The organism is Singulisphaera photorubra (assembly GCF_045290345.1).
Taxonomy (GTDB): Bacteria; Planctomycetota; Planctomycetia; order Isosphaerales; family Isosphaeraceae; genus Singulisphaera.
Genome location: NZ_CP155447.1, coordinates 186,182 through 208,166 on the forward strand (window position 1 = coordinate 186,182; position 21,985 = coordinate 208,166).

The window sequence follows — 21,985 nt, forward strand, 5'->3', positions numbered from 1 at the left end:
TCTGTCCGCTCGATTGTGATGGATTGGCATCCGGCCAGGCCCACCGAAGGCACCCGACCGATGACCTGAGCTTCGATGACCGATCGAGCGAACTACGGTTCGGTCAAAAGTCCCCAGCGCTCAGGATCTCGCCCCCCTTTCGCGAGAGGAGGGCTGCCAGGATCTTCGGCTGGATACTTTCCTTGAGGTAGCGTACCGAACCGTCAAGGAAGAGGAAATTAACCCCACCGGTGTGATAGCTGTGGAACTCCTGGCCGTAATCACAGCCAAGCTTGCCGATGCTCGCGCTGCCGGCCACAACCTGGCAGGACTGCCACGGCGTCGAGCTGAACGGCCCGAAACGAGCGTTGATCGGTGCGCTCTGATCGAGGAAATTCTTGTGCCCGGCCCAGAGCCCATGCAACGCCTCCGGAGCTTCACCAATGACGATGGTATTCGTACTGCCGTCGGTGACGCTGACGAGATTGACATTGATCTCGCTGCCGAACATGATCACCCCCCGACCGGCTCCTGACTGATCTCCCTGGTCGGAGTAGTTGTTCTGACAGCTGGTGGCCGGGAAGCAGCGCAGGGCACGCTCGCCCCAGTTGCCCGCGTAATCGTTGCGGCAATATTGCGGCTGACTCGTTATGTTGTCCCCGTTCGGCTTCATGGGCGAACCGGCCGGGTTGGACGGGCAGAGGAAGGTTGACAGCAGAGTTCGCGAGGTCGTGTAGTTCGGCGGCTCCAGGTACCAGAAGCCGGTATTGAAGCTGTTGTAGAGTGGGGCCTGCTCCATTTGCGGCAGGATCACCGTCCCCCAGCTTGCCATCCTCCGCGACTGGGCCGTCGCCGTATTCCAGAGGGCAGGCACGCCCATGCCACCACCGTAGCCCCCCTTGGGGATGACCCCGTGGATGTCGTGGTAGTTATGGACTGCCAGCCCGATCTGCTTCAAATTGTTGGTGCACTGGAGGCGCCGGGCCGCCTCACGTGCCGATTGAACGGCGGGGAGCAGGAGGGCAATCAGGACCGCGATGATCGCGATGACGACGAGCAGCTCGATGAGCGTGAAACCCCGTGAGGGGCGAGCAGGCAGCCGAGGGAACATGGACGCAGACCTATCCGCCGGGTCGGGCGTAAGATTCGGCTCCGGCCCTGACGGCGCGTGGCCCCTCGGCAGACGATCTGCGGGGCGGCCCGCCCGAATGCTCATGGCCGGAGCACCGAACAGAACTCGACGGGCAGGTCTTCTGACTTACGGCTCTTCGCGGCCCCGGACGGCCTTCCCACCTTGCGGCAGTGGCATGGGTGTCCGAGTGCCTGGCCGATTACAGCGGCGGCCCCGCGACGGATTCTCACCGTCTTCCCTATTCTCCCCCGTGCCGGCAGTCCGGGCGGGGGCACCTGTCGAGTAGCAATGAGTACAGCGTCAACATGACTCAACTGTCAAGAGCGACGAAATCCATCCGCCGACGAACACGACGCCATGCACACATATTTGGCTTTTCAGAAGCAGCCATCCACAGGGTGGGAGAGGTAAAATCAGGCGACTTTGATTTCCGGCTGGCAGATCGGCAGAAGTGAGGGAATCGGTTGACCTCGATGCTCGGCCTCGAAGCACGATGTCAAGTAGTCCAGCACGTTGCGACCTTGCTGACGGCAGGTCGCGACCACGCTCAGGGTCCGCTCCACGAAACGCTTCCCCTGATCGCTATCCGATCCAACACGGATCCGCAAAGCTTCGCCGAACCCGTTTCGCCCTACGCCAATGCAAGCGGCCAGGGCATCTTCGTCGGCCTCACAATTCCCGTAGGGTGGGCACGGCCCACCATCTTAAATTCTGCTTTGACAAGGAGATAGGGATGGTGGGCCGTGCCCGCCCTACGGAAAACTCGGATTCTGATTGCTGCCCCATCGCAAATCATTGATAAGATTATAACGGGTTAGGCGAAGCTTTACACGGAGCCGGCGCCAGCTCACCGCGGATCGCAAGGCTCGCTCTGCCGCGTTGTTCGTCGATTCGATTCGTTGCTTCACTTGGCTCCGATGAAGAGGGATGGATAGTGGATCGGTCATACTGAAGGTATCGTGCCGTTATCGGCAACTTTCAATCCCAGACTATGAACGACTACAAATACTGATTCTCTCGATATATTTCCATTAGGCGTTCCCGGGGTTCGAATCATCCCCTCCCATCAGAACCGCCCCAGGGCATCGCCTCCCCAAAAAAACAACTTCGGCAACGGCCAAAAAAGCCAACTCAGACCCCGTAGAGCTTGAAATCCTTGAAGGACAAAGCTTGTGTGTTCGCTGTCTGGCGACGCAGATATCGGAATGCGGTGGATGAAATTGGAATTGAATTGACATGGCCACGCTCCCAGATATTCTCGTGGACACGAAGCGTTTTGACTTTTAGAACTATGACTTCTACTGATAGATTGGCAGCAAGTCCCAAATGCCTAAAGACTCGGCCGCTTGTGCGCCTCGATCTGGTTGTCTCCCTGCGTTCTTGCGGGGTGCAGCGATGGTGACGGCGTGGCTCAACAGCAGTTATCAAATGCTACCGTGGTCCGGTCGGGGGACATTGTGGTGGAACACTCCACCCTGCCGAAACCCCTGCTGAAGATCGTAGAACCCAAGGCGGGGCGTCGTTATTCGGTCGGCGTTGAAGGCAAGCAGGATGAAGGTATCCAGTGCATCATCCGGGTTGAAGTGCCCCAGGGAGGCAAGGTCCCGGAGGCGGTCATCGCTCAACTGCTAAGCGGAGGACTTCTCTCGGGATCGAGCATAATGAACATAAAAGAAAAAGATGGTCCGAATACATGGGTTCTCGAAGGAACCCTTTCGGTGCCAGCACGCATAGGCAATTACAAGATTCGGGCAGAGGGGATCCAGACTCTCATCGTTGAGAACGAGAAAGGCGAGTCGGAAGTGCCCCACAAGATCACCCGGGTCCAGTCCCCAGAGATTGAAATCAAGGTGGGTAAGTAATGGACAATGACAACGAGTCGGTCGTAAAGAATCCGGGCCGTCTCTCTGCGCCGGAGGCCGTAATTCGCGGGCGAAACTCGTTCCCACGCTCGGCGTGGGAATGCCATTCCGGCCGCTCCGCGGCCCCACCCGCTGGGGAAGACGACGCGGAGCGTAGGAACGAGATCCCGGTATCCTTGCTACAGTCTCACAAAAACAGGAGCTCATGCTATGGGTTTACTTTAATAGAAATCTTGGTGACATTAGTTATTATGGCCATATTGATAGGATTGCTTGTACCGGCTGTTCAGATGGCACGCGAGGCGGGTCGTCGAGCACAATGTTCGAACAACCTCCGCCAAATTGGGCTAGCGATACAGAACTACGCGGTTCAACAAGGTTCGCTCCCGAGTGCCCTCGGATTCTCCGGACACGCTCGCTTGCTTCCGCATCTCGACCAAGTACAGGCTTTCCATGCTGTCAACTTCAGCCTTACCCCTGATGCCTCAGCCAATACCACGGTAGCCAATCTCACCTTAGCCGGTCTATTGTGCCCGTCGGACTCTCCTCCATACAACGGGATGTGCAGCTACGCGTTCAACGTCGGTTACGGCTTCGTCCGTCCCCCGGATCCCCAGAATGGCCCCTTCGGCCGTACAACGCTTCGCTACGCGGACATCCCCGACGGCACCTCATTTACCGCAGCAGTCTCGGAATGCCCCCTTGGTGTTGCCCCAGGGGCGAGAGATCCTTTGCGATCCGTTTTCGATACACCATCCCCACTGGTGAACAGTTCGGAGTTCGAGCAATTCGTCAAACAATGCAGTACTGTAAATCCCACGACAGCAAAATTAAATGGTTCCGTTAGGGGGGAGAGATGGGCTTTAGGTCAGTTAGGCTCTACACTTTACAACCATAACATTTCGATCAATGGAAAAACATGCACTAACCATACGTTGGTGCAGCAGGGAGCATGGAGTGCCGGAAGTGCCCATCCCGGGGGTGCGCACTCATCGTTCTTGGACGGTCATGTCGGATTCCAGGGACGAGCCATCGCTTCCAACATCTGGAGAGCGATGGGATCCAGGAATGGCGGCGAAGTAGTACACGCGTCTGGGGAGTAATCTCCAGCGTCTCTGAAAGTCCCGATGCTTGTCGCCGTCCACGGACGGGGTGGGAGAGGTGAAATCAAGCGGCCTTGATTTCCGGCTGGCTGGTCGGCAGAAGTGAGGGAATCGGATGACCTCGAGGCTCGGCCTCGAAGCACGACGTCAGGTAGTCCAGCACGTTGCGACCTTGCTGACGACAGGTCGCGACCACGCTCAGGATCCGCTCCACGAAACGGCTCCCCTGATCGCTATCCGATCCAACACGGATCCGTAAAGCTTCGTCGAACCCGTTTCGCCCTACGTCAACGCGAGCGGCCAGGGCATCTTCGTCGGCCTGATTTTCCCCGTAGGGTGGGCACGGCCCACCATCTTAACTTCTTCTTTGGCAAGGAGATAAGAATGGTGTGCCGTGCCCACCCTACGGGAAAGATCGGATTCTGGCCGCTGATCAACCGCAAATCGTTGATAAGCTCATAACGGGTTAGGCGAAGCTTTACACTGTGCCAACGCCAGATCCCCGCGGATCGCAAGGCTCGCTCCGCCGTGTTGTTCGGAGGTCCAAGGCCGCAAGTCACTCCTTGGCAACGCGGGCGGTTCGCATTCCCAAGGAGTGGCAGCACCAGCCGCGCGGACCGGTTCGTTATGGCAGGTCGGAGAGGTCGAGCCGCCCTTGCGCGTTGAGGGCCGCGAAACGCCGGTAGGTCTCGGCGATCCCGTCTCGAAGCGACGTCCGATGGAGCGGGCCGAGCCGAGAGTCGAGTCGGGAGTCGTCCAGGTCGGGGGCGATCGGAAGCCGAAGGTCGCCGTGCGAGACCAGGTCGGCGGCCTCCGGGGCAACCTCCGCCAAGGTGGTCAGGAAGGTCTCCATCGGCACGACCGCGCCTCGGACGTTGAACGCGTCGGCTCCCTCGAATGGCGCAGACAGAGCGCGGAGGAAGGTCGCCGCGACGTCACCGACGTACTGGAAGTCTTGAAGGCCCCCGTAGCTGATCTTGAACGGCTTGCCGATCACGACCGACTTGATCGCCTTGGTCGGCTCACTCGTCATCCCGAAATCGCGGCCCACGCCATAGACAGTCCAGGGCCTGAGTCCGACGCTCGAGATCCCCTGGTCGAGCCAGTAGACCCGGGCGTTGAGCTCGTTGCAGACCTTGTAGGCGCCGTAATGAGTCGACGGGGCGAGCCGCACCTCATCGCCGAGCGGGCCGTGGGAAGCGGGATCGGCGGGGCCGTGTACCGCGGCCGAGCTCGCATAGACGACGCGCTCGACCTGCCCCTTCAAGGCGACAGCCGCCTCGAAGATCGAGAGCGTCCCCAGCACGTTGACCTTCGCTCCGAGAATCGGGTTAGCCCGGCACGTGGGGGCTTGCAGCCCTGCCAGATGGAGCAGGTGGGTCGCTCCGACTTGCTCGATCGTCTTGAGCACCGCGGGCAGATCCGACACGTCGCCGGAAATAAAGTGAACACGTTCTTTCTGCTCGGGTTCGAGGAGCAGATCGAGCCGATGCGTATCCTCTTTGAGGTCGAAGATCCAGAGTTCCTGTCCCTGGTCCACCAGTTGCTTGGCCACCCAGGACCCGATGCAGCCGTAGCCGCCCGTCATCAACACTCGCACGCGGCACCCTCCGAATCGATGTCAGCTCACGAAATCCGGGTTCTCAGGATACCAGAACGGACCGTCGAAAACGTGAGGCTTGCGGCAACGTCGAAAAGGTCACCACGGCAACTTCGGAAAAATCGGTGCCCGAGGAACCGAACGGGCGAACGGCGAACGGAATAGGGGTCGGTCAACCCCCGGCGGGGACGAGAGAGACGGGAGGGAGCAGGTGGCGGCTCAGCCAGCGATAGGCCGAGACGTGATTGGCGTGAAAGTAGGGGAGATTATGATGCCCGTTGGGGGCCTCCTCCAGGGTGACCTCAACCCCCTTCTGGGCGGCGAGCCAGGCAAACGATCGAGCCTGGTCATCGAAGTTATAGTTATCATCGCCGGGAAAGTTTAAATAGATGTCGAGCTGCCCCGGCTGGAGGTTGGTCGTGAAAATGAGGTCCGCCGGATTCTCGCGAGAGATCCAGTCGTGGACGCCCGGCCCTGCGCCGAAGACAGGGGTGACGTACTTCTCCGCACGCACCGGCTTCAGGTCGCAATAGAACCGGCCGACGATCTGCTTCGGGTCGTAGTGATCGTTCCAGCGATAGGTCGCAGGGTCAAAAGGGGCGAGGGAATCCCGGTTGCAAGTGGTGTAGCGGAGGTTGGCCGGACCGGCCAACGTGACCACCGTTCCGAAGAAGGCGCGATCCTTGAGCGCCAGATTGAGCGCACCGAAACCTCCCCCCGACAGGCCGAACACGGCATGGGCCTCTCGCTCCGGCCGGATCGAGTAACAGCGCAACAGAAACGGCAGGACCTCCTGCACGAGATGATCCTGAAACCGGCCCTGGCAACCGTTGACGTAAAACGAGTGCGCTCCCCGGACCCGATTCTCCCCGCCAATGGTTCCATCGGGGCAGGCGACAATGACCGGCGGAAACTCCCCGCGCTGGATCATCTGATCGAGCTGAACGAGGTAGTCCGTCCCGACGAAGAGGTGCTCGTCAATGTTGGCCAGGTGGAGATAGAGGATCATCGGGTAGGCCTTGCTCGGCGAATACCCGGGAGGAAGGTAAAGGTAAAGATCGCGCGGCATTCCCAGGATTGGAGAGAAGATCCGCCGATCCTGGCCATGGTTGTGCGTGTAGTCGACCACCCGGCCGGCGAGCCGGTGATTGATCACCTTGAGGCTCGCCAGAGACATGACCTGGGCCTTTGCCGGTTGAGCAAGGCCCATGACCATCATGAGTGCGCCGAACCAGCCGACCGCCGTCGGCCAAGGGGGGCGCACCGGAGAGTCGGCCGAGTGGAAAGTCGCTTGCACGGGCCATCCCTTCCCTACTTCGCTTCGAACGCAACCTCTCTCTCTTATCGGCAGGGCTTGACCCGGACGCGAGGAAAGAACCGGATCGCCTGCCAGCCAACCGGGCGATCCTGGGAACCACGCTGCTCGGAGGAGCGGTAAGCCCGCTTCGCTTCGGAGTCGGACCAGGATCTCGAATCGTCCAGAAGCACACCCCTCGGCCCCTTCGACGGATTCTCAGCGTAGCCAACAAGGAATCCGCTTGCTCGCACACCACGCGCCGACGATGCTTGGAACAGGCCGCCGCCGTTCGAGTCCATGGCAAAAGTTCCGGCAAGCCATGCCGTCGCACGGCACTCGCTTGCGGAGAGTCCTGAAAGCAAAGTCCGTTCTTTTTCAACCCCGGAGGGGCGACCGTCTGTGTCAGGCCTCGGCGAATCACGGTCGCCCCTTCGGGCCTGCACACATTCTGATTTAACAATACGTTCTAAAATCTTGTACCTCTGGCTATTGACGGTTGCCCCTTCGAGGCTACAGACTGCGGACATGACATTCCTGAACTGATATTATCTCAATCCAAGGCATACGTCATGCATTCCCATTGATTCCCCCCAGACCCGACCGATCAGGAGCCACGACTCATGAGTCCCCAGCGAGTTCTGTTGACGTTGATCCTGCTAGTGGTCGCGGCATCCCCAGGCCCTGCCTGGGCCCAGCCCGGCAATAGTCGTAAATTCGGCGACCTGCTCAAACGGATCCCGGAGCAATCCGAGGTCTTGATGCTTGTCGACGTCGACGGCCTCGTCAACAGCCCGATGGGCCGCCGCGAGGGCTGGCGTCAAGAGGCGCTTGAGGCCCACCAGAATGGTCTCGGGCTGGCCGCGGAGGTTTCCAAGTTCGCCGTCGCAGTCGGCATGGACTTCCACACGATGCAGGAACGTTGGAAGGTCGGTCTGATCCAACTCCGCCGGAATGTGCCGATCAAGCTGGAGAACGTCGCCGCGCGTGAGGGGGGGTATGTCGAGACGGTCGAAAACATGCCGGTCGCCTGGACCCCTCGTGAATTCTACTGGTTCGACTTTCCCGACAACCTGCTCGGTTTTGCGTCACCGACCGATCGCAAAGCCCTCGTCGGCTGGGTCCGGTCGGCGCTCTGGCACCCCCGAAATTTCCCGCCCGGGTTCGCCGACCGGGCGATCTTCCGGGCCGACGCCGGCGCCCAGATCGTGCTTGCATTCGACCTGGCTGATTCGGTCTCGGCCAAGATGGTTCAGCCTTGGCTCGACTCGCTCGACGTGATCAAGAAGACCAAGACCGACCCCTCGCTCCTCGCGCCACGACTGGCCAGCGTGAAATCGGCGTTTCTCGTCGTCAAGGTCGACCAGGGAATCGAAGGGAACCTGCGGATCGACTTCGAACGGGAGATCGACTACACCGGCCAGGTCGCCAGGTCACTGATCCTCGACATCCTGGAGGAATACGGGGCCGAACTCCCCGAGATCAAGACCTGGACGATGAGCTTCGACAAGAAGACCGCCGTCGAAATGACCGGCCGCCTCTCAGAGTCGTCCTTGCGCAAGGTCCTCAGCATGGCCCACCCGCCCCAACTCTCGCCCGAACCCGCGACTACTCCCCGGGCAAGAACCGCGGCCGAAACCAAGGCCGACCCGAAGCCGGCGGCCCAACCATCCACCTCGGATTCGCGGTCCACGGTCGATCCCATTAGCGCCTCGCAAAGCTACTTCCGATCGGTCACCAACCTGATCGAAAATTTGAAAGGGACCGAGCGCCCGACCTACCGAAGCACCAAGCTCTGGTACGACCGGTATGCCAAGCAGATCGAGGAGCTTCCTATCCTCCACGTCGACAAGGATCTCCTCGACTGGGGTGACAAGGTCGCCCGCACCTTGCGCGAGATGTCGTCGGGGATCAACTCCTACTCGAAAAACCAAACCTACGTCCTGGCCTCGACCCCGAGCGGCTCCTACGGCGGTTACGGGACGTACTCCACCAACAGCCGGGCCTACGACCAGTCTGTGATCAAGAAGCAGTCGGACGCGATGATGAGCGTTGACCTCGACACGCGATGGCAGGCTCTGGAAACCTCCATCGCCGAACTCCGGCGTAAGATGGTCGAGAAATACAAGGTCGACTTCTGAGGACTAACCACCCCCCAGCGCGAGCCCGACAACCCAACCCGTCGACCCGGCCTGGCAAGGCGAAGCCCAACGCCCCGCCAGCAGGCTCAGACGGGTTCATTTTTCTGGCCTGGCCGCGTCGGGACGGCATTCGAATTGCATCTTGCGCTTTTCAAGGGTTTCGAATGGGCGGCCCACTGCCCATAACGCCTTGCTCGCTACCTCATTTGATGCGCATCTCGGCATGCGGTGAACCGGATGGGTACAATCCTGTCCAAGGCCCGCGTCCGATGACGGTCACGCACCCTGAATCCAGCGACGATGCTGCGAACCACCTTGAACGCCCACGGTTGCAAAGAAGTAGGATGCCAATTCATGAGTGCTATTCCCACGCAGGACGTTTCAACCTCAGCGCATCATCTACCGGTCGATACCATACTCGCTGCACTGGGCACGGATCCGCGACGCGGCTTGGGCGAGTCGGAAGCCCAGTCGCGACTAGAGCATTATGGTCGCAACGAGTTGACCGCGGAACCGCCGGTGCCGGGGTGGCGGAAGTTCCTCGCGCAGTTTACCGACGTGCTCGTCATCCTGCTGCTCATCGCGACGGCGATCTCGGCCGCACTGTGGCTCTACGAACGCAAATCGGCGCTCCCCTACGAGGCGCTGGCGATTTTTGGGATCGTGCTTCTTAACGCCATCCTCGGATATGTGCAGGAATCGCGGGCCGAAGCGGCAGTGGCTGCGCTTCGCGCCATGTCGGCGGCGGAAGCGACCGTGATCCGCGACGGCGAGCGACGGCTCGTGCCGGGGGCGGAACTCGTTCCCGGCGACATCATCCTCGTGGAGGAAGGAGATACCATTCCCGCCGACGCCCGCCTGATTCAATCCACCGCGTTGCAAACCGCTGAAGCGGCGCTGACGGGGGAGAGCCTGCCGGTGTCCAAGGAGACGGAACCGGTGGCTGAAGAGGCCGGAATCGGCGACCGCGACAACATGATTTTCAGCGGGACGGCGGCAACCTACGGGCGCGGCCAAGCGGTGGTCACGGCGACGGGAATGCAGACCGAGATGGGTCGCATTGCCGGCATGCTGAAAGAAGCGCCGCACGAAATCACGCCGTTGCAGAAGGAACTCAACCTCGTCGGCAAACGACTGGGCGTCATCGTCGTCGTCATCGCGATCGTGATGATCGCGACCATCATCCTGATCGAAGACGTCCGCGGTTTCTCGGAGCACTTTGAGGTCCTGATCCTGGGCGTGGCTCTCGCCGTCGCGGCCGTTCCCGAGGGTTTGCCCGCCGTCGTGACCGCGGTCCTCGCCCTGGGCGTGCAGCGGATGGCGAAGCGCAAGGCCATTGTGCGGCATCTCGCGGCCGTCGAGACGCTCGGCTCGGCCACCGTGATCGCCTCGGACAAGACCGGCACCCTGACCAAAAATGAAATGACTGTGCGTGCCGTGGTGACCGCGAGCGGACAGGTGCGGATCAGCGGGACGGGATACGAGCCCAAGGGCGAAATCCAAGGTGCAGGGGGCGGGGCGATCGATGGCCCCCTCCGCGTGGAATTCGAGCGGGCGCTGACCATCGCCGACCGCGCCAACAACGCTGTGCTCAAGGAGCGTGAGGGGCGTTGGACGGTCCTGGGCGACCCGACAGAAGGGGCCCTCGTGGTCGCCGCGCGGAAGGCCGGCCTGGAAGCCGAGTTACTCGAGCTCCGCTTGAAACGAGTGGCCGAGGTGCCGTTCTCTTCCGAACGTAAGTTGATGAGCACGGTTCATGACGACGCCGATCGCCGAGGGCGTCTGGTCGTTTTTGTCAAAGGCGCACCAGACGTCCTGCTGGCGCGCTGTACGCGGGAGATGGTGGGCGAAGAGCCGACGGCTTTGACCGACCAGCGTCGCGCGGCGATCCTCCAGGCCAACGATGACCTGGCCGGCGAGGCGCTACGAACCCTGGGGGTCGCCGCCCGCGACCTGTCCGAGGACGAGTCGCAAAACCACAAGGAAGTGACGGCAAGTGTCGAGGAGGATCTGATCTTTCTGGGTCTCATCGGCATGATCGACCCTCCACGTGAGGAGGCGAAACAGGCCGTCGCTCGTGCCAGAGCCGCCGGCATCCGTCCGATGATGATCACCGGCGACCATCCCAAGACAGCCGGTGTGATCGCCATCGAGCTCGGCATTTCCACAGACGGGCGGGCCGTGACGGGCGCAGAGTTGGAACAGATGCCGGACGAGGAGTTGGAACGAACCGTCCGCGAAGTCTCGGTCTACGCACGGGTCAATCCCAAGCACAAGCTCCGGATCGTGAAGGCCCTGCAGAAGAACGGCGCAATCGTCGCGATGACCGGCGACGGCGTCAATGACGCGCCGGCGCTCAAGTCGGCCGATATCGGCGTAGCGATGGGGATTACGGGCACCGACGTCTCCAAAGAGGCCGCCGACGTCGTCCTGACCGACGACAACTTCGCCACCATCGTGGCCGCGGTCGAGGAGGGGCGCGGCATCTTCGAGAATATCCGCAAGTTCTTGCGCTACTTGCTGTCGTCGAATATCGGGGAAGTGTTGACGATGTTCTTCGGCGTGCTCCTGGCGAAAGTGATCGGCCTGGAAGGAGACTCCGACGGAGTGGTCCTGCCGCTCCTGGCCACGCAAATCCTCTGGATCAACCTGGTGACCGACGGCCCGCCCGCGCTGGCGCTCGGACTGGATCCGGCGGACCCGGACGTGATGGATCGCCCCCCACGCCCACGTCATGAAGGTGCGATCACGAGTCGGATGTGGGCACGGATCTTTTTCATCGGCGCGATCATGGCGATCGGCACCCTGCTGGTGCTCGATGGATCGCTGCCAGGTGGCCTGATCGAAGGCTCCGGCGACCTGCGATACGGGCAGACCATGGCGTTTACGACCTTGATGCTCTTTCAACTTTTCAACGTGTTCAACGCACGTTCGGATAAGAATAGCGCGTTCCATGGGTTCTTCGAAAACCAGTGGCTGTGGGCCGCGCTTGCCCTCTCGCTCGTGCTCCACGTGGGCGTGATCTACCTGCCCTTTCTCCAGCAGACCTTTTCGACCACGAGTCTGAGCGGCAGGGACTGGCTCTATTCTGCCGCGGTGGCCAGTTCCGTGCTCTGGCTGAGTGAATTGAGCAAACTGGTCGTGGGCGCATGGAGAAATCGACAGGCGGCCGCCTGACCTCGCCGTGAGCAACGCGCCAAACGGCCGAGCAGGAGAGCGAGCGAAATAATATCGCGGCCGTAGCGACCCCGCAGGGGAGAAGGGCATCGAAGTCGGCCCGCCCCTGGGCCTGCTGTTGCCGGAGGTTGCCCAGCGCCTTGAGTCCAAGTGCCTGGGCAACCACCGGATCGCCGGCGGTCGGACCGGTGAAGATCGGGCTGGCCGACTGCCGTCGCCCGCCCACTGGCGAATTACTTGCCCAGGCCCAAGGCAGATCCCCACTCACCACCGAAGACGAATTCGGCCAGCGGCTTCCTCACCCGAGGCGTGATGTCGCGTTCTTTGTACTTTTCCGGAAGCGCATTGGGGTCGGAGGCATAGCCGATCGCCAGGCCCGTGATCGGCTTCACGCCCTCCGGGATGTGGTAAAGTTCGCGGGCCCTCTCGGGCAGAATACCGATCATTTGGTGGACGCAGAGACCGCGGGCCGTCGCCTCCAGGGTCAGAGTGGCGCTGGCGAGGCCAAGGTCGTGGACTGCGGCGGCATTGGGCTTATTGTTGAGGGCGAAGTTCAAGCTCGTGCAGCCCAAGGCGAGGACGGGTACGGACTTGGCCCAGGCCTGGTTCCCCTCGACCAGGCACGAGAGCAAACGCTCGAACTCCTCAGGGTGTGCCTGCGTGGCCACGATATAGCTCCACGGCTGCTCGTTGTACGAGGAGGCCGCCCAGCGCGCCGCCTCAAACAGCGAGCGGAGGTCTTCGTCGGACACGGCCCGACCGGCGAAAGCGTAGGGGCTCCATCGTTTTGCGATCAGTTCATGGATGGGATAATCGGGAGTTGCTTGCTTCGGACCGCTCATGTTTCGATCCTCCGGCCCAACGACTGTGAGACATTGTGTTCATCGTCCCCGGTCCCATCCTCGGGATCAACAGCGCGGTGAACTCAGGCGGATCGGCTCCCCGCGAATCGTGTCAGATCGGAAGTCAATCACCGATTGGCGAGTAAACAAGGCCAGGCATTCCAGCCACCGGCCGGAGTGAGCACAGCATTTGCACAATGACCAATTCATACCAACAAATCATGCAATCAAAATCGCCCTGCTCGCAAAAACAACTAATTATAAAACAATTACCATAATAATCGATAGTGTAGCAAGGATACCGGGATCTCGTTCCCACGCTCTGCGTGGGAATGCCGTCCGCGACGCTCCGCGTCGTCTTCCACGGCGGGCGGGTGGGGCCGCAGAGCGGCCAGAACGGCATTCCCACGCAGAGCGTGGGAACGAGTTTCTCCCGCGAATTACGGCCTCCGAGGCAGACGGACAACCCGATCTTCTTGGGAGACACACAATAATTCACATGCACCAATTCTACTAATCCCAACATTCACTGGCACATTCAGCGTCGGGGATCTCCAGGAAGGTGAACGTCGCCGGAGGAGAGATTGACGCGGCCGGACGAGATGCGCCTTCCTTGCAACGGTGACAGTTCCTCATTCGCTTCCAACCGGAGAACATCCCCGTGGGCACATCGCCTGCGTCGTCGCCGAGTGGAACCGGCAGACCATCGACGATCGTGCCCGGAGGATTTGCTTCAGGCGGAGCGGAAGTGCCCCTCACTCGGGTGGCTCACGGCCGGTGGAGCGAGGCGAGCAGCTCGTCCAGCTCGATCGTGGCGAAGGCGGTGGAGCTGTCGTTGAGGGCGTAGGGGAGGATCAGGCGTCCGGCGTGAATCATCCCACCGCACGAGTAGACGACGTTGGGAACGTAGCCCGCACGCTCGTCCACCGAGGGGACCAGCAAAGGTTCGGGCGTCTGGCCGATCACGCGCGAGGGGTCGTCGAGGTCCAGCAGGCTTGCGCCGATGGAATACCGGCGCATCGGGCCGACACCGTGCGTCAGCAGAAGCCAGCCCGCCTCGGTCTCGATCGGCGAGCCGCAATTGCCGATCTGGACCAGGTCCCAGGGGAATGTCGGGACCTGGAGGGGCCGGGCGTCGTCCCAGTATCGGACATCGTCCGACTCCATGTAGAAGAGGTTCTCGTTGTCCAGGCGGGAGACCATGGCGTAGTGGCCGCGGATCTTGCGGGGGAAGAGGGCCATACCCTTGTTGCGGGCGCAGCGGCCCTTGATCATCGTGATCCGCACAATCCGGGCGCCCCGGTACTCCATGAGCTGGGGGTAGACGCGGTTCCCGTCGTAGGCGGTGTACGTGCCGTAGTAGCGGGTCGTGCCGTCGTCGTCGAGGAACCGGACGAGCCGCAGGTCCTCGATCCCGTGCCACTCGTGGTCGGCTTGGGGAAAGATGACGATTTCCGACTCGAGGAGGTCCTCGGGAAGAAGTAGGTCGTAGCTGGAGTGGGCCAGGGTCAGCAGCGCCTCGCACGACCGCTCGAACAGGCCGGTCGGCGCCAGGTGCTCGCGGGTCGCGGCGATCGCGCGGCTGAGATCGTCCGTCGTGAACCGCTCGCCGAGGCTGTCAAAGACCGCATCGACGTCGCCGTGCTCCGCGCCGAGAGCTTGCAGCTCGCGGCGGAAATCAACCTTGAGGAGTTTGGTCGGCTCGATCGCCTTGAGGGGCCGGCTGACCGATGGCACCGGATCGATGTCGACCTGGCCGCCCGGGCCGATGAGACCCCGGCGGAAGACGATCGAGGAGACGTGGCCCTCGCCGACGGCACGCAGGCTTATCAGGAACCGGACACCCCCTGGCGGGACACCGCTCTGGTCCATGCCTGGGACGATCGAGGGGTTAAACAGGGCGACCGACTCGAGGGCATACTCCATTGTGAAGTAGGCGCCGATCAGGCTCCGATGGACCCCACAGGGGTCCGGGAGGTCGTCCGGCACGAGTCTGCGCACCTCTCGATAATGCTCCTCGAACAGGTCGAGCAGGTTTGGATGCTGGATGCGGAAGTCGCGCCGGAGGCCTTCCAGCAGCCGCTCGGACTCCTCCTCGGGGATCGCCAGCACCCGTCGGACAAGGCCCCGGACCCGGTCGGGGTCCGCGGGACAGAAGAGCCGCGTAATGACACGCGTCGGATCGGGGAAGAGCCTGAGCGAGAGTCGCGCGACCTGAACGGCCATGGCGTGTATCCTCTCCACCTCGAGACGAGGTGCATCGAACTGGTCGACTCCGGTCAGGTCGCCACAGGGGGGGGGAGGCCACACCTCTGCGAGTCGGACAGGGTCGGTCCGTCCCTGATAGGATCCATGCCCGGGACTTCCCGGTGGAGCATCGACCTCGCCATAGCCTCCTGAACACATCATTGGACTCGGACCGATTGCCCACGTCCAGGGGATGAGTCGTCATCCGCTCCGATAGGATGATGGCGACCCACGCCCTGATCGACCTCAGGATTGATCTGGTGAGGCCCGAAAAATGTTTCGACTCCACATTCGCCTGGGGACAATACGTTCTCCATCCTCTCCGAGTCGTCAACACTCTCCGCGACCTTCACCCCCTTCCCGCTGGGCCTGTCCTGCTGGTGGCGCCGGCGATATCATGACTGAGAAGGTCGTCTAGGGTGCCGCCATCGAGTGCCGTGGAGGAATGCCTGTGTTGGATAAAGTGCTGATCCTCTCGGCCTCGGCGGGCGCGGGGCACCTGCGAGCCGGGCAGGCGATCGAGCGGGCGTTCCTGGAGACGGGGGCGGCACGCTCGGTCCGGCATCTAGACACACTCGAGTACACGAACCCTCTGTTCCGCCGGCTCTACTCCAAAGCCTATATCGAGACAGTCAACCGGATGCCGGAGCTGCTCGGTCTACTCTATGATTGGCATGACAAGCCCGGACAAGTCGATCACATCCAGCTCGCGTTCGACAAACTCAACACCCAGCCATTCGCCCGGATGATGGAGGAGCAGCAGCCCGATGTGACGATCTGCACTCACTTCCTTCCCGCCGAGATCATCACCTGGCTGAACGAGCGAGGACGGCTGGCGACCCGAGTCATGACGGTCGTGACAGACTTCGATATCCATTCTCAATGGATCTGTCACGGGACGTCTCACTACTTCGTTGCGATCGACGAGACCCGCGCTCACCTCGAGGCGCTGGGCATCCCGCCCGAACGATTGAGCGTCACGGGGATCCCGATCGACCCGGCCTTCTCTCGCCCTCGTGATCGCGATGCCATGCGGGCCAAGCACGGGCTGGCACGCGAGGGGCCGGTCCTGCTGATCTCGGCCGGTGGCTTCGGCGTCGGGAAGATCGACGCCTTGATGAACTCGCTTCTGAAACTGCGACGCCCCGCGCAGGTGGTGGTAAGTTGCGGACGCAACGAGGAGCGGAAAGCCGAGTTGGAAGCCCTGGCGAGAGACCGACCGCTCGACTCCCAGGTCAAGATCCATGTCATCGGCTATACAACGGAGATGGATGAGTTCATGGCCGCGGCCGACCTGATCGTGGGGAAGCCAGGAGGGTTGACGACCTCGGAAGCCCTGGCCTCCGGTCTGGTGTTTGTTGTCGTCAATCCGATCCCCGGTCAAGAAGAGCGGAACTCCGACCACCTCCTTGAGGAGGGGACCGCCCTGCGCTGCAATAATCTGCCCGCTCTCGCCTACAAGATCGATCGCCTGCTCGACGATCCGGCACGTTTGGCCACCATGCGCCAGAACGTCCACCGCCTCGCTCGGCCGAGGGCGGCGTTCGACATTGTGGCCAAGGTGGTCGAACTTGGCGGCATTGCGGAGTAGAGCTTCACCGCACCCGTTTCTCCCGACGTCAACGAGGGGACCACCAGAGGACCACCAGAGGACCACCAGAGGACCACCAGAGGACCACCAGAGGACCACCAGAGGCCATGCACCTCAATTGGGTAATCTGAGGAATTTAGCAAAACTGTAAACTTGCCCGCGAGTCTTGGCGGCTTGCTCAATCCTCCTGGTTTACCTAATTTAGGTGCATGACTACCGACTGTTCATTTGCGGTGAGAATACCGTAGGGGCAGGCCTTGTGGCCGGATAGGCGTCGCCGGTGAAATTCGGTGAAAATGTCCCCCGAACATCGGATGCGGCAGATTTCCAAGCGGAGCAGCCGCCGACGCAATCGTTATGACGAAGCCGGGATACATTACCGAACGGCCTTCTTGACGGGGATTGGCTCCATTCTGTCAGCATGGCTGCGGCTTCCCTCATGGCACATGGGAACCGATTGCCGGGTCGGGGGTGGCAGCTCCGGCAATCGGTTCCAATCTGGCTTTCGGCTCGCCATGAACCGCGATGACAAACGCTTCTCCCGCCTCACAGCGGGCCATAATCTCTTCCCAACGGTCAAGGATTCGGGCGATGTCGAGGATTTCCGAAGGCTCGATCACGGCTCAAGCTCGTTCCTTGCGGAGTGGTAGACGTGCAGGATGGCCACGACATCCTGGCGGATCGTGAAAAGTATCCGGTATTTGTGCTTATGCCTTTGCTTGCCGTAGATCAGCTCGCGGATTTCTTCGGGAAACTTGCGGGATTCCGATGCGACCGGGCAGCGGGCCGGGTGCTTCGTAAGCGTTTCAATCTGCTCGAAAAGCTCCTGATACCACTTCTCGGCGTTGGCGGGAGAGATATTCTCGACCATCCAGGCATAGGCCTCATCGGCATCGTCGCGTGCTTTGGCGGTGATTTCGACCCGAAACATCAAACGGGAATTCCGTGCTTCGTCCGGGCATGCTCCTTGAAGTCATCGAGGCTGAGCGTGCGTCCGGCGTTCAAATCCGCCAAACCCTGCCGGATGCCTTCCAGCACTTTGGCTTCTTCGGCAAGGTCGAGCAATTTCTGATACGAGGCGGCGTCCTGAACCACTAGCTCGGCCTTACCATTGATGGTGAGCACCAGCGGTTCGCCCGTCTCCTTCAACTGCTGGACGAATTCGGGTGTGTGTTGCTTGAAGTCGGTCAGGGAATGGATGTCGCGGTTAATGTTCATGGGTGGCTTTCCTGAGAGTTTAATTCGGATTCAATTCGATCTTATCACGGGCGGGTGGGCGAAGCCAGCCGATAATGCATCCATGCCGTCGAAAACGCAAAATGCGACATTCGGCAGCCCATAAAACGAGCGCCAGGCAGATCGGCGAAGCATCGATAGCCGGAACATGCTACATATCAAGTGTTTGCGGAAATTTAACCCATCGCTCGCAGTGCATGAGACGCTCGCCGCGATGGCATAGAATCAGTGGCCCTGATTTTTTTCCTTGGGTAGATCGAAAAGATGAACAGCGGCGTACCCAGTACAGAAACTGTAAGCGTTCACGCCCCATCGCCCAGGATCGATGGCTTTTGAGACCCATTCTGGTGGGCCGTGATGGCTTGTGTGAGAAATTCCAACACGTCGCGGCCCTGGGATCGGCAGCTGGCCACCACGGTTAAGATCCGTTCCACGAACCGACTGTCCCGTTCGCTGTCGGTGCCATAGCTCGTCTTCCGCCAGCAGACGGCATGACGCACGGCGCGTTCGGCCGCATTATTTGTCGGCTCAACACCGGGCCTCGACACGGACCATCAGTGGCCATGCACTTCAATTGGGAAATCTGAGGAATTTAGCAAAACTACAAACCTGTCCGCGAGTCTTGGCAGCTTGTTCAAGTCTCCTGGTTACCCAATTTAGGTGCATGGCCACTGACTGCACCATAAAGGACAAAAGTTATCACCCGTGGCTCATTCGCTTTTGAGGCGGATGGTGAAGTGATGGTAATCCTTGTCGGCGGGGAACAGGCAGTCGATCTGGTCGTCCTGTCGGGAGCCGTTGCGGGGACAGGAGACGGCCAGCCCGGCGTAGCTGGGCTTGATGCGTTTGCTTAACCGCTTCTCGACTTCCAGCGCGTAGCCGGCACCCTCGGCGTCCGTCGCACCCCAGACCTGCACGCGGGCGGGCTGGCTGTACGGTATGGCGATGATGTAATGCCGCCCGTCCGTGGACTGCGCCATGCGCATCGCGCTGTCCTCCTGGAACGGCAGAAGCGCATTGCGGATGCACTTGCCCCCGGCATCGAAGATCGCGTGGCGGTTGAAACTGCCCCGCTTGCGGTTGTTGTCGTCCGAGAAGTACAGCACGTGCAGGCGACCCTGCGCGTCGAGGTAGGTGTCGCCCTTCCAGTTGTTCTGGACGATCGGATACAGCCCGGCCTCTTTGTCGTAGACGGCCGGCTCGACGTCGACGGTTTTGTAGTCGGGCTTGGCGACGTCACCGATGTAGAACAGCCGCAACTCGTCCCAGACATAATCAGCGTCGATCTTCCGCCCCTTGTCCGAGGGGATGATGCCGGCCGTCGCGTTTCTGATGTCGCGCTCGGAGAGGATGACCATCCCGCCCCGTCCGTCGGCAAAACCGTAGTTGTAGCAATGCCGGTAGGCGAGTTCGGCGACGACCGCTTTCGTCGCCCAGCGTTTGCCGGCCATGTCGAAACGCACCCACGCGAAATACCCGGGCGCATCGCCGCCGCTGTAGAGGACGTGGACGTCCCGCCGAGCAGGGTCGATCGAAACGGAACTATAGCCGTAGCTGGAACCCTTCCCGAAGGCGACCGTTTCCGAGTATTTGGTTGTCGCGCCGGTGTTTCGGTCGACGTGATAGGCTGTCAGCAGCGCCCGCTCGGCGCCGTCGATGAACTTGCTCCCCGCCGCGATGACGTACACCTGTTCGTCGGCGTCGCAGACGACGTGTACGCCGTTGCTGCCGGCGACGCTCGTCGGCGTCGTCAGTAGGCGCGTGGGGTGCCCGTCGCGGATGCGGACGACGTGGAGCACGGCCTTGTCGTTCGCGTCGTTCCCCAAATAAGTGGCGTACGTCCCGTGCGACGTCCGGCAGACCCGGCTCTGCGTCCCGCCGTGCGCTCCCTGCTCGCTCGTCCGCGCGTCGCACACCTCGCCCAGATTGACGACGTCCGACACCGTGACCCCCGCGCCGGCGTGCCGCACCGCGAAAGGGCCGCAACTCAACACCAGGAGGATCACATACCTTGTAACTTTGCTTCGCATAGAAACCTTTCGACGCAACCTGTATCGGACCAATGCCAAAGTGGACGACCATCAGTGACCATGCACTTCAATTGGGAAATCTGAGGAATTTAGCAAAACTGCAAACCTGTCCGCGAGTCTTGGTGGCTTGCTCAAGCCTCCTGGTTTACCCAATCTAGGTGCATGGCCACCGACTGTCGCCAGTCGCTCGGCCGGCCCGGCCGTATCCCCACGGCCCAGGGCCATTCTTCAGACGCGCGCCGACCCCGAGGGAATTACGGCCGGGCCGGCCGTGCTACTGCAAACAACCCGTGGCGGAAACCGCAAGAATCATCGGTTCATTCGCTCTTTCTCAGTTCCGCGGTTCGCCGGCCATGGCCATCGCATCGTTCGATTCCACGGTCAAAGATTGATCGTCACGAATAAACTCAGGCGGCCGGGGAATCTGGATGTCGAGGCGGGCGTCGCCCGTGATGAGGCGAGCGTCGCGGGCGTTGAGTAGCCAGTTCCAGAACCAACTTATCAAGACTTGGATACGATTGCGAAAGCCGACAAGGAACGCAACATGGATGACGCCCCACATCAGCCAGGCGAAGAAGCCACCAAATTTCCAGTGGCCGACCTGGGCAACGGCCTTTGATTTGCCGATGACAGCCATCGACCCCTTGTCCCAGTAGGAAAAGGCCGGCCGACCGGTAGGCAGGGATCGACCGGCCACTTCGTTTGCGATCGTTTGCCCCGCGTAACCGCCCATCTGGATCCCGCCTTGGGCCACCCCTGGGATCGACTTTCCCGTGTCGGCCGAATTGGCCGCCGCCATATCACCGGTGATGAAGACTTCCGGGTGGCCCGGAATCGTCAGGTCCGGACCAACGACCACACGCCCAGCGCGGTCGAGCGGGACGCCCAGCGACTGCCCCAGCGGGCTCGCCTTGACACCGGCCGCCCAGAAAACATTTCGTAACGGGGTGAATTCGTCGCCGACATAGACGCCCTCGGGCGTGACATTCGACACATGCGAATTCAGACGCACCTCAACGCCCATGCGTTCCAGGTCGCGTTGAGCGCGTTCGCTCAGCTCAGTCGCGAACTGTGGCAACACGCGGTCCCCGCCTTGGAAAACGATTACGCGGGTCGTTCGTGTATCGATATGTCTGTAGTCCTTGGGAAGCGTCTTGCCGGCGATCTCCTTGATCGCGCCGGCAAGTTCGACGCCGGTCGGTCCCGCGCCGACGATGCCGAAGGTCAGCGCCGCACGGCGTGCCTCTGCACTGCCTTCGTACTCGGCCGACTCGAAAGCCAGGAGGATCCGCCGGCGGAGCTCGGTGGCATCCTCGATGCTCTTCAAGCCCGGCGCGATCGTAGCCCAGTCGTCATGGCCGAAATAGGCGTGGGTCGCACCGGCCGCCAGGATGAGGTAGTCATACCGGACGTGGCCCCCCTCCATGAGTAAGCGCCGGTTTGCGACATCCACACCGAGGACCTCGACCATCACAACCTGACAGTTCTTCTGACCGCGCAGGGTCGCGCGGATCGGAGCACTGATGTCCGCCGGCGACAGCGAGGCCGTGGCCACCTGATACAGCAGGGGCTGGAACACGTGGTGGTTGCGTCGGTCGATCACCGTCAACTCGACCGGCGCACCGGCCAACGCCTTGGCCGCCGCAAGGCCGGCAAAGCCGCCACCAACAATGTAGACCTTGGGGAGTGGCTTCGATGACATCAGTCTCGCGTTCTCCGAACGATGCTCAGCCGGCATGGTCGCCCGGTTT

The 21,985-nt window shown here is 61.3% G+C and carries 16 protein-coding genes, 3 pseudogenes and 1 riboswitch; of the genes and pseudogenes, 5 read left to right on the plus strand and 14 right to left on the minus strand.

What is annotated here, in order from left to right:
- Window positions 1-103 precede the first annotated feature (103 nt).
- Entirely contained in the window at window positions 104-1,090 is a 987-nt protein-coding gene (locus V5E97_RS00720; protein WP_406697342.1) for a DUF1559 domain-containing protein, read from the minus strand.
- A 115-nt stretch (window positions 1,091-1,205) separates the two neighbouring features.
- Window positions 1,206-1,405, minus strand: a riboswitch (cobalamin riboswitch).
- 119 nt (window positions 1,406-1,524) lie between these two features.
- Window positions 1,525-1,704 (minus strand): annotated as a pseudogene (locus tag V5E97_RS00725) (hypothetical protein); the annotation flags it as partial.
- An 867-nt stretch (window positions 1,705-2,571) separates the two neighbouring features.
- Between V5E97_RS00725 and V5E97_RS00730 the strand changes: the two are divergent.
- Window positions 2,572-2,973: a hypothetical protein gene (locus V5E97_RS00730; RefSeq protein ID WP_406697344.1), complete on the plus strand. Its 402-nt coding sequence runs from the start codon at window positions 2,572-2,574 to the stop codon at window positions 2,971-2,973.
- Window positions 2,973-4,076 (plus strand): DUF1559 family PulG-like putative transporter, encoded by a 1,104-nt coding sequence (locus V5E97_RS00735; protein WP_406697346.1) that lies wholly within the window; start codon window positions 2,973-2,975, stop codon window positions 4,074-4,076. Before V5E97_RS00730 ends, V5E97_RS00735 begins: the two co-directional genes overlap by 1 nt.
- Window positions 4,077-4,140: 64 nt before the next feature.
- On the opposite strand, the pseudogene V5E97_RS00740 reads toward V5E97_RS00735, so the two are convergent.
- The 4 genes and pseudogenes from V5E97_RS00740 to V5E97_RS00755 form a co-directional block, all read right to left on the minus strand.
- Window positions 4,141-4,320: pseudogene (locus tag V5E97_RS00740) on the minus strand (hypothetical protein); the annotation flags it as partial.
- Window positions 4,321-4,701: 381 nt separating this feature from the next.
- Window positions 4,702-5,676, minus strand: coding sequence for an NAD-dependent epimerase/dehydratase family protein (locus tag V5E97_RS00745; protein WP_406697347.1), 975 nt, complete (start codon window positions 5,674-5,676; stop codon window positions 4,702-4,704).
- Window positions 5,677-5,848: 172 nt separating this feature from the next.
- Window positions 5,849-6,973: an alpha/beta hydrolase gene (locus V5E97_RS00750; protein WP_406697348.1), complete on the minus strand. Its 1,125-nt coding sequence runs from the start codon at window positions 6,971-6,973 to the stop codon at window positions 5,849-5,851.
- A 44-nt stretch (window positions 6,974-7,017) separates the two neighbouring features.
- The gene (locus V5E97_RS00755) at window positions 7,018-7,272 is read right to left on the minus strand and encodes a hypothetical protein (RefSeq protein WP_406697349.1); all 255 of its coding nucleotides are present in this window, start codon (window positions 7,270-7,272) and stop codon (window positions 7,018-7,020) included.
- Window positions 7,273-7,593: 321 nt separating this feature from the next.
- Between V5E97_RS00755 and V5E97_RS00760 the strand changes: the two genes are divergently transcribed.
- The gene (locus V5E97_RS00760; protein WP_406697351.1) at window positions 7,594-9,111 is read left to right on the plus strand and encodes a hypothetical protein; all 1,518 of its coding nucleotides are present in this window, start codon (window positions 7,594-7,596) and stop codon (window positions 9,109-9,111) included.
- 354 nt (window positions 9,112-9,465) lie between these two features.
- A complete protein-coding gene (locus V5E97_RS00765) occupies window positions 9,466-12,288 on the plus strand; it encodes a cation-translocating P-type ATPase (protein ID WP_406697353.1) in 2,823 nt (940 codons plus the stop codon).
- A 233-nt stretch (window positions 12,289-12,521) separates the two neighbouring features.
- Here the strand turns inward: V5E97_RS00765 and V5E97_RS00770 are convergent, their stop codons facing one another.
- Together V5E97_RS00770 and V5E97_RS00775 are read right to left on the minus strand one after the other, a co-directional pair.
- On the minus strand, window positions 12,522-13,130 hold the full coding sequence (locus V5E97_RS00770) for a nitroreductase family protein (RefSeq protein WP_406697355.1): 609 nt from the start codon (window positions 13,128-13,130) through the stop codon (window positions 12,522-12,524).
- A gap of 768 nt (window positions 13,131-13,898) precedes the next feature.
- A complete protein-coding gene (locus V5E97_RS00775; RefSeq protein WP_406697356.1) occupies window positions 13,899-15,356 on the minus strand; it encodes a glycoside hydrolase family 130 protein in 1,458 nt (485 codons plus the stop codon).
- Between the two features lie 466 nt (window positions 15,357-15,822).
- Between V5E97_RS00775 and V5E97_RS00780 the strand changes: the two genes are divergently transcribed.
- Window positions 15,823-16,968 (plus strand): MGDG synthase family glycosyltransferase, encoded by a 1,146-nt coding sequence (locus V5E97_RS00780; protein ID WP_406697358.1) that lies wholly within the window; start codon window positions 15,823-15,825, stop codon window positions 16,966-16,968.
- A 437-nt stretch (window positions 16,969-17,405) separates the two neighbouring features.
- Here the strand turns inward: V5E97_RS00780 and V5E97_RS00785 are convergent, their stop codons facing one another.
- From V5E97_RS00785 to V5E97_RS00810, 6 genes and pseudogenes are all read right to left on the minus strand, one after another.
- Window positions 17,406-17,588: a hypothetical protein gene (locus V5E97_RS00785; protein ID WP_406697359.1), complete on the minus strand. Its 183-nt coding sequence runs from the start codon at window positions 17,586-17,588 to the stop codon at window positions 17,406-17,408.
- Window positions 17,585-17,899, minus strand: a complete 315-nt coding sequence (locus V5E97_RS00790) for a type II toxin-antitoxin system RelE/ParE family toxin (protein WP_406697361.1) — start codon at window positions 17,897-17,899, stop codon at window positions 17,585-17,587. Before V5E97_RS00790 ends, V5E97_RS00785 begins: the two co-directional genes overlap by 4 nt.
- The gene (locus V5E97_RS00795; RefSeq protein ID WP_406697362.1) at window positions 17,899-18,186 is read right to left on the minus strand and encodes a type II toxin-antitoxin system Phd/YefM family antitoxin; all 288 of its coding nucleotides are present in this window, start codon (window positions 18,184-18,186) and stop codon (window positions 17,899-17,901) included. Before V5E97_RS00795 ends, V5E97_RS00790 begins: the two co-directional genes overlap by 1 nt.
- Before the next feature lie 320 nt (window positions 18,187-18,506).
- Window positions 18,507-18,746 (minus strand): annotated as a pseudogene (locus V5E97_RS00800) (IS66 family transposase); the annotation flags it as partial.
- A 168-nt stretch (window positions 18,747-18,914) separates the two neighbouring features.
- On the minus strand, window positions 18,915-20,210 hold the full coding sequence (locus V5E97_RS00805; RefSeq protein ID WP_406697364.1) for a hypothetical protein: 1,296 nt from the start codon (window positions 20,208-20,210) through the stop codon (window positions 18,915-18,917).
- 355 nt (window positions 20,211-20,565) lie between these two features.
- Complete coding sequence (locus V5E97_RS00810; protein ID WP_406697365.1) at window positions 20,566-21,936, minus strand: NAD(P)/FAD-dependent oxidoreductase; 1,371 nt, start codon at window positions 21,934-21,936, stop codon at window positions 20,566-20,568.
- Between the last annotated feature and the right edge of the window lie 49 nt (window positions 21,937-21,985).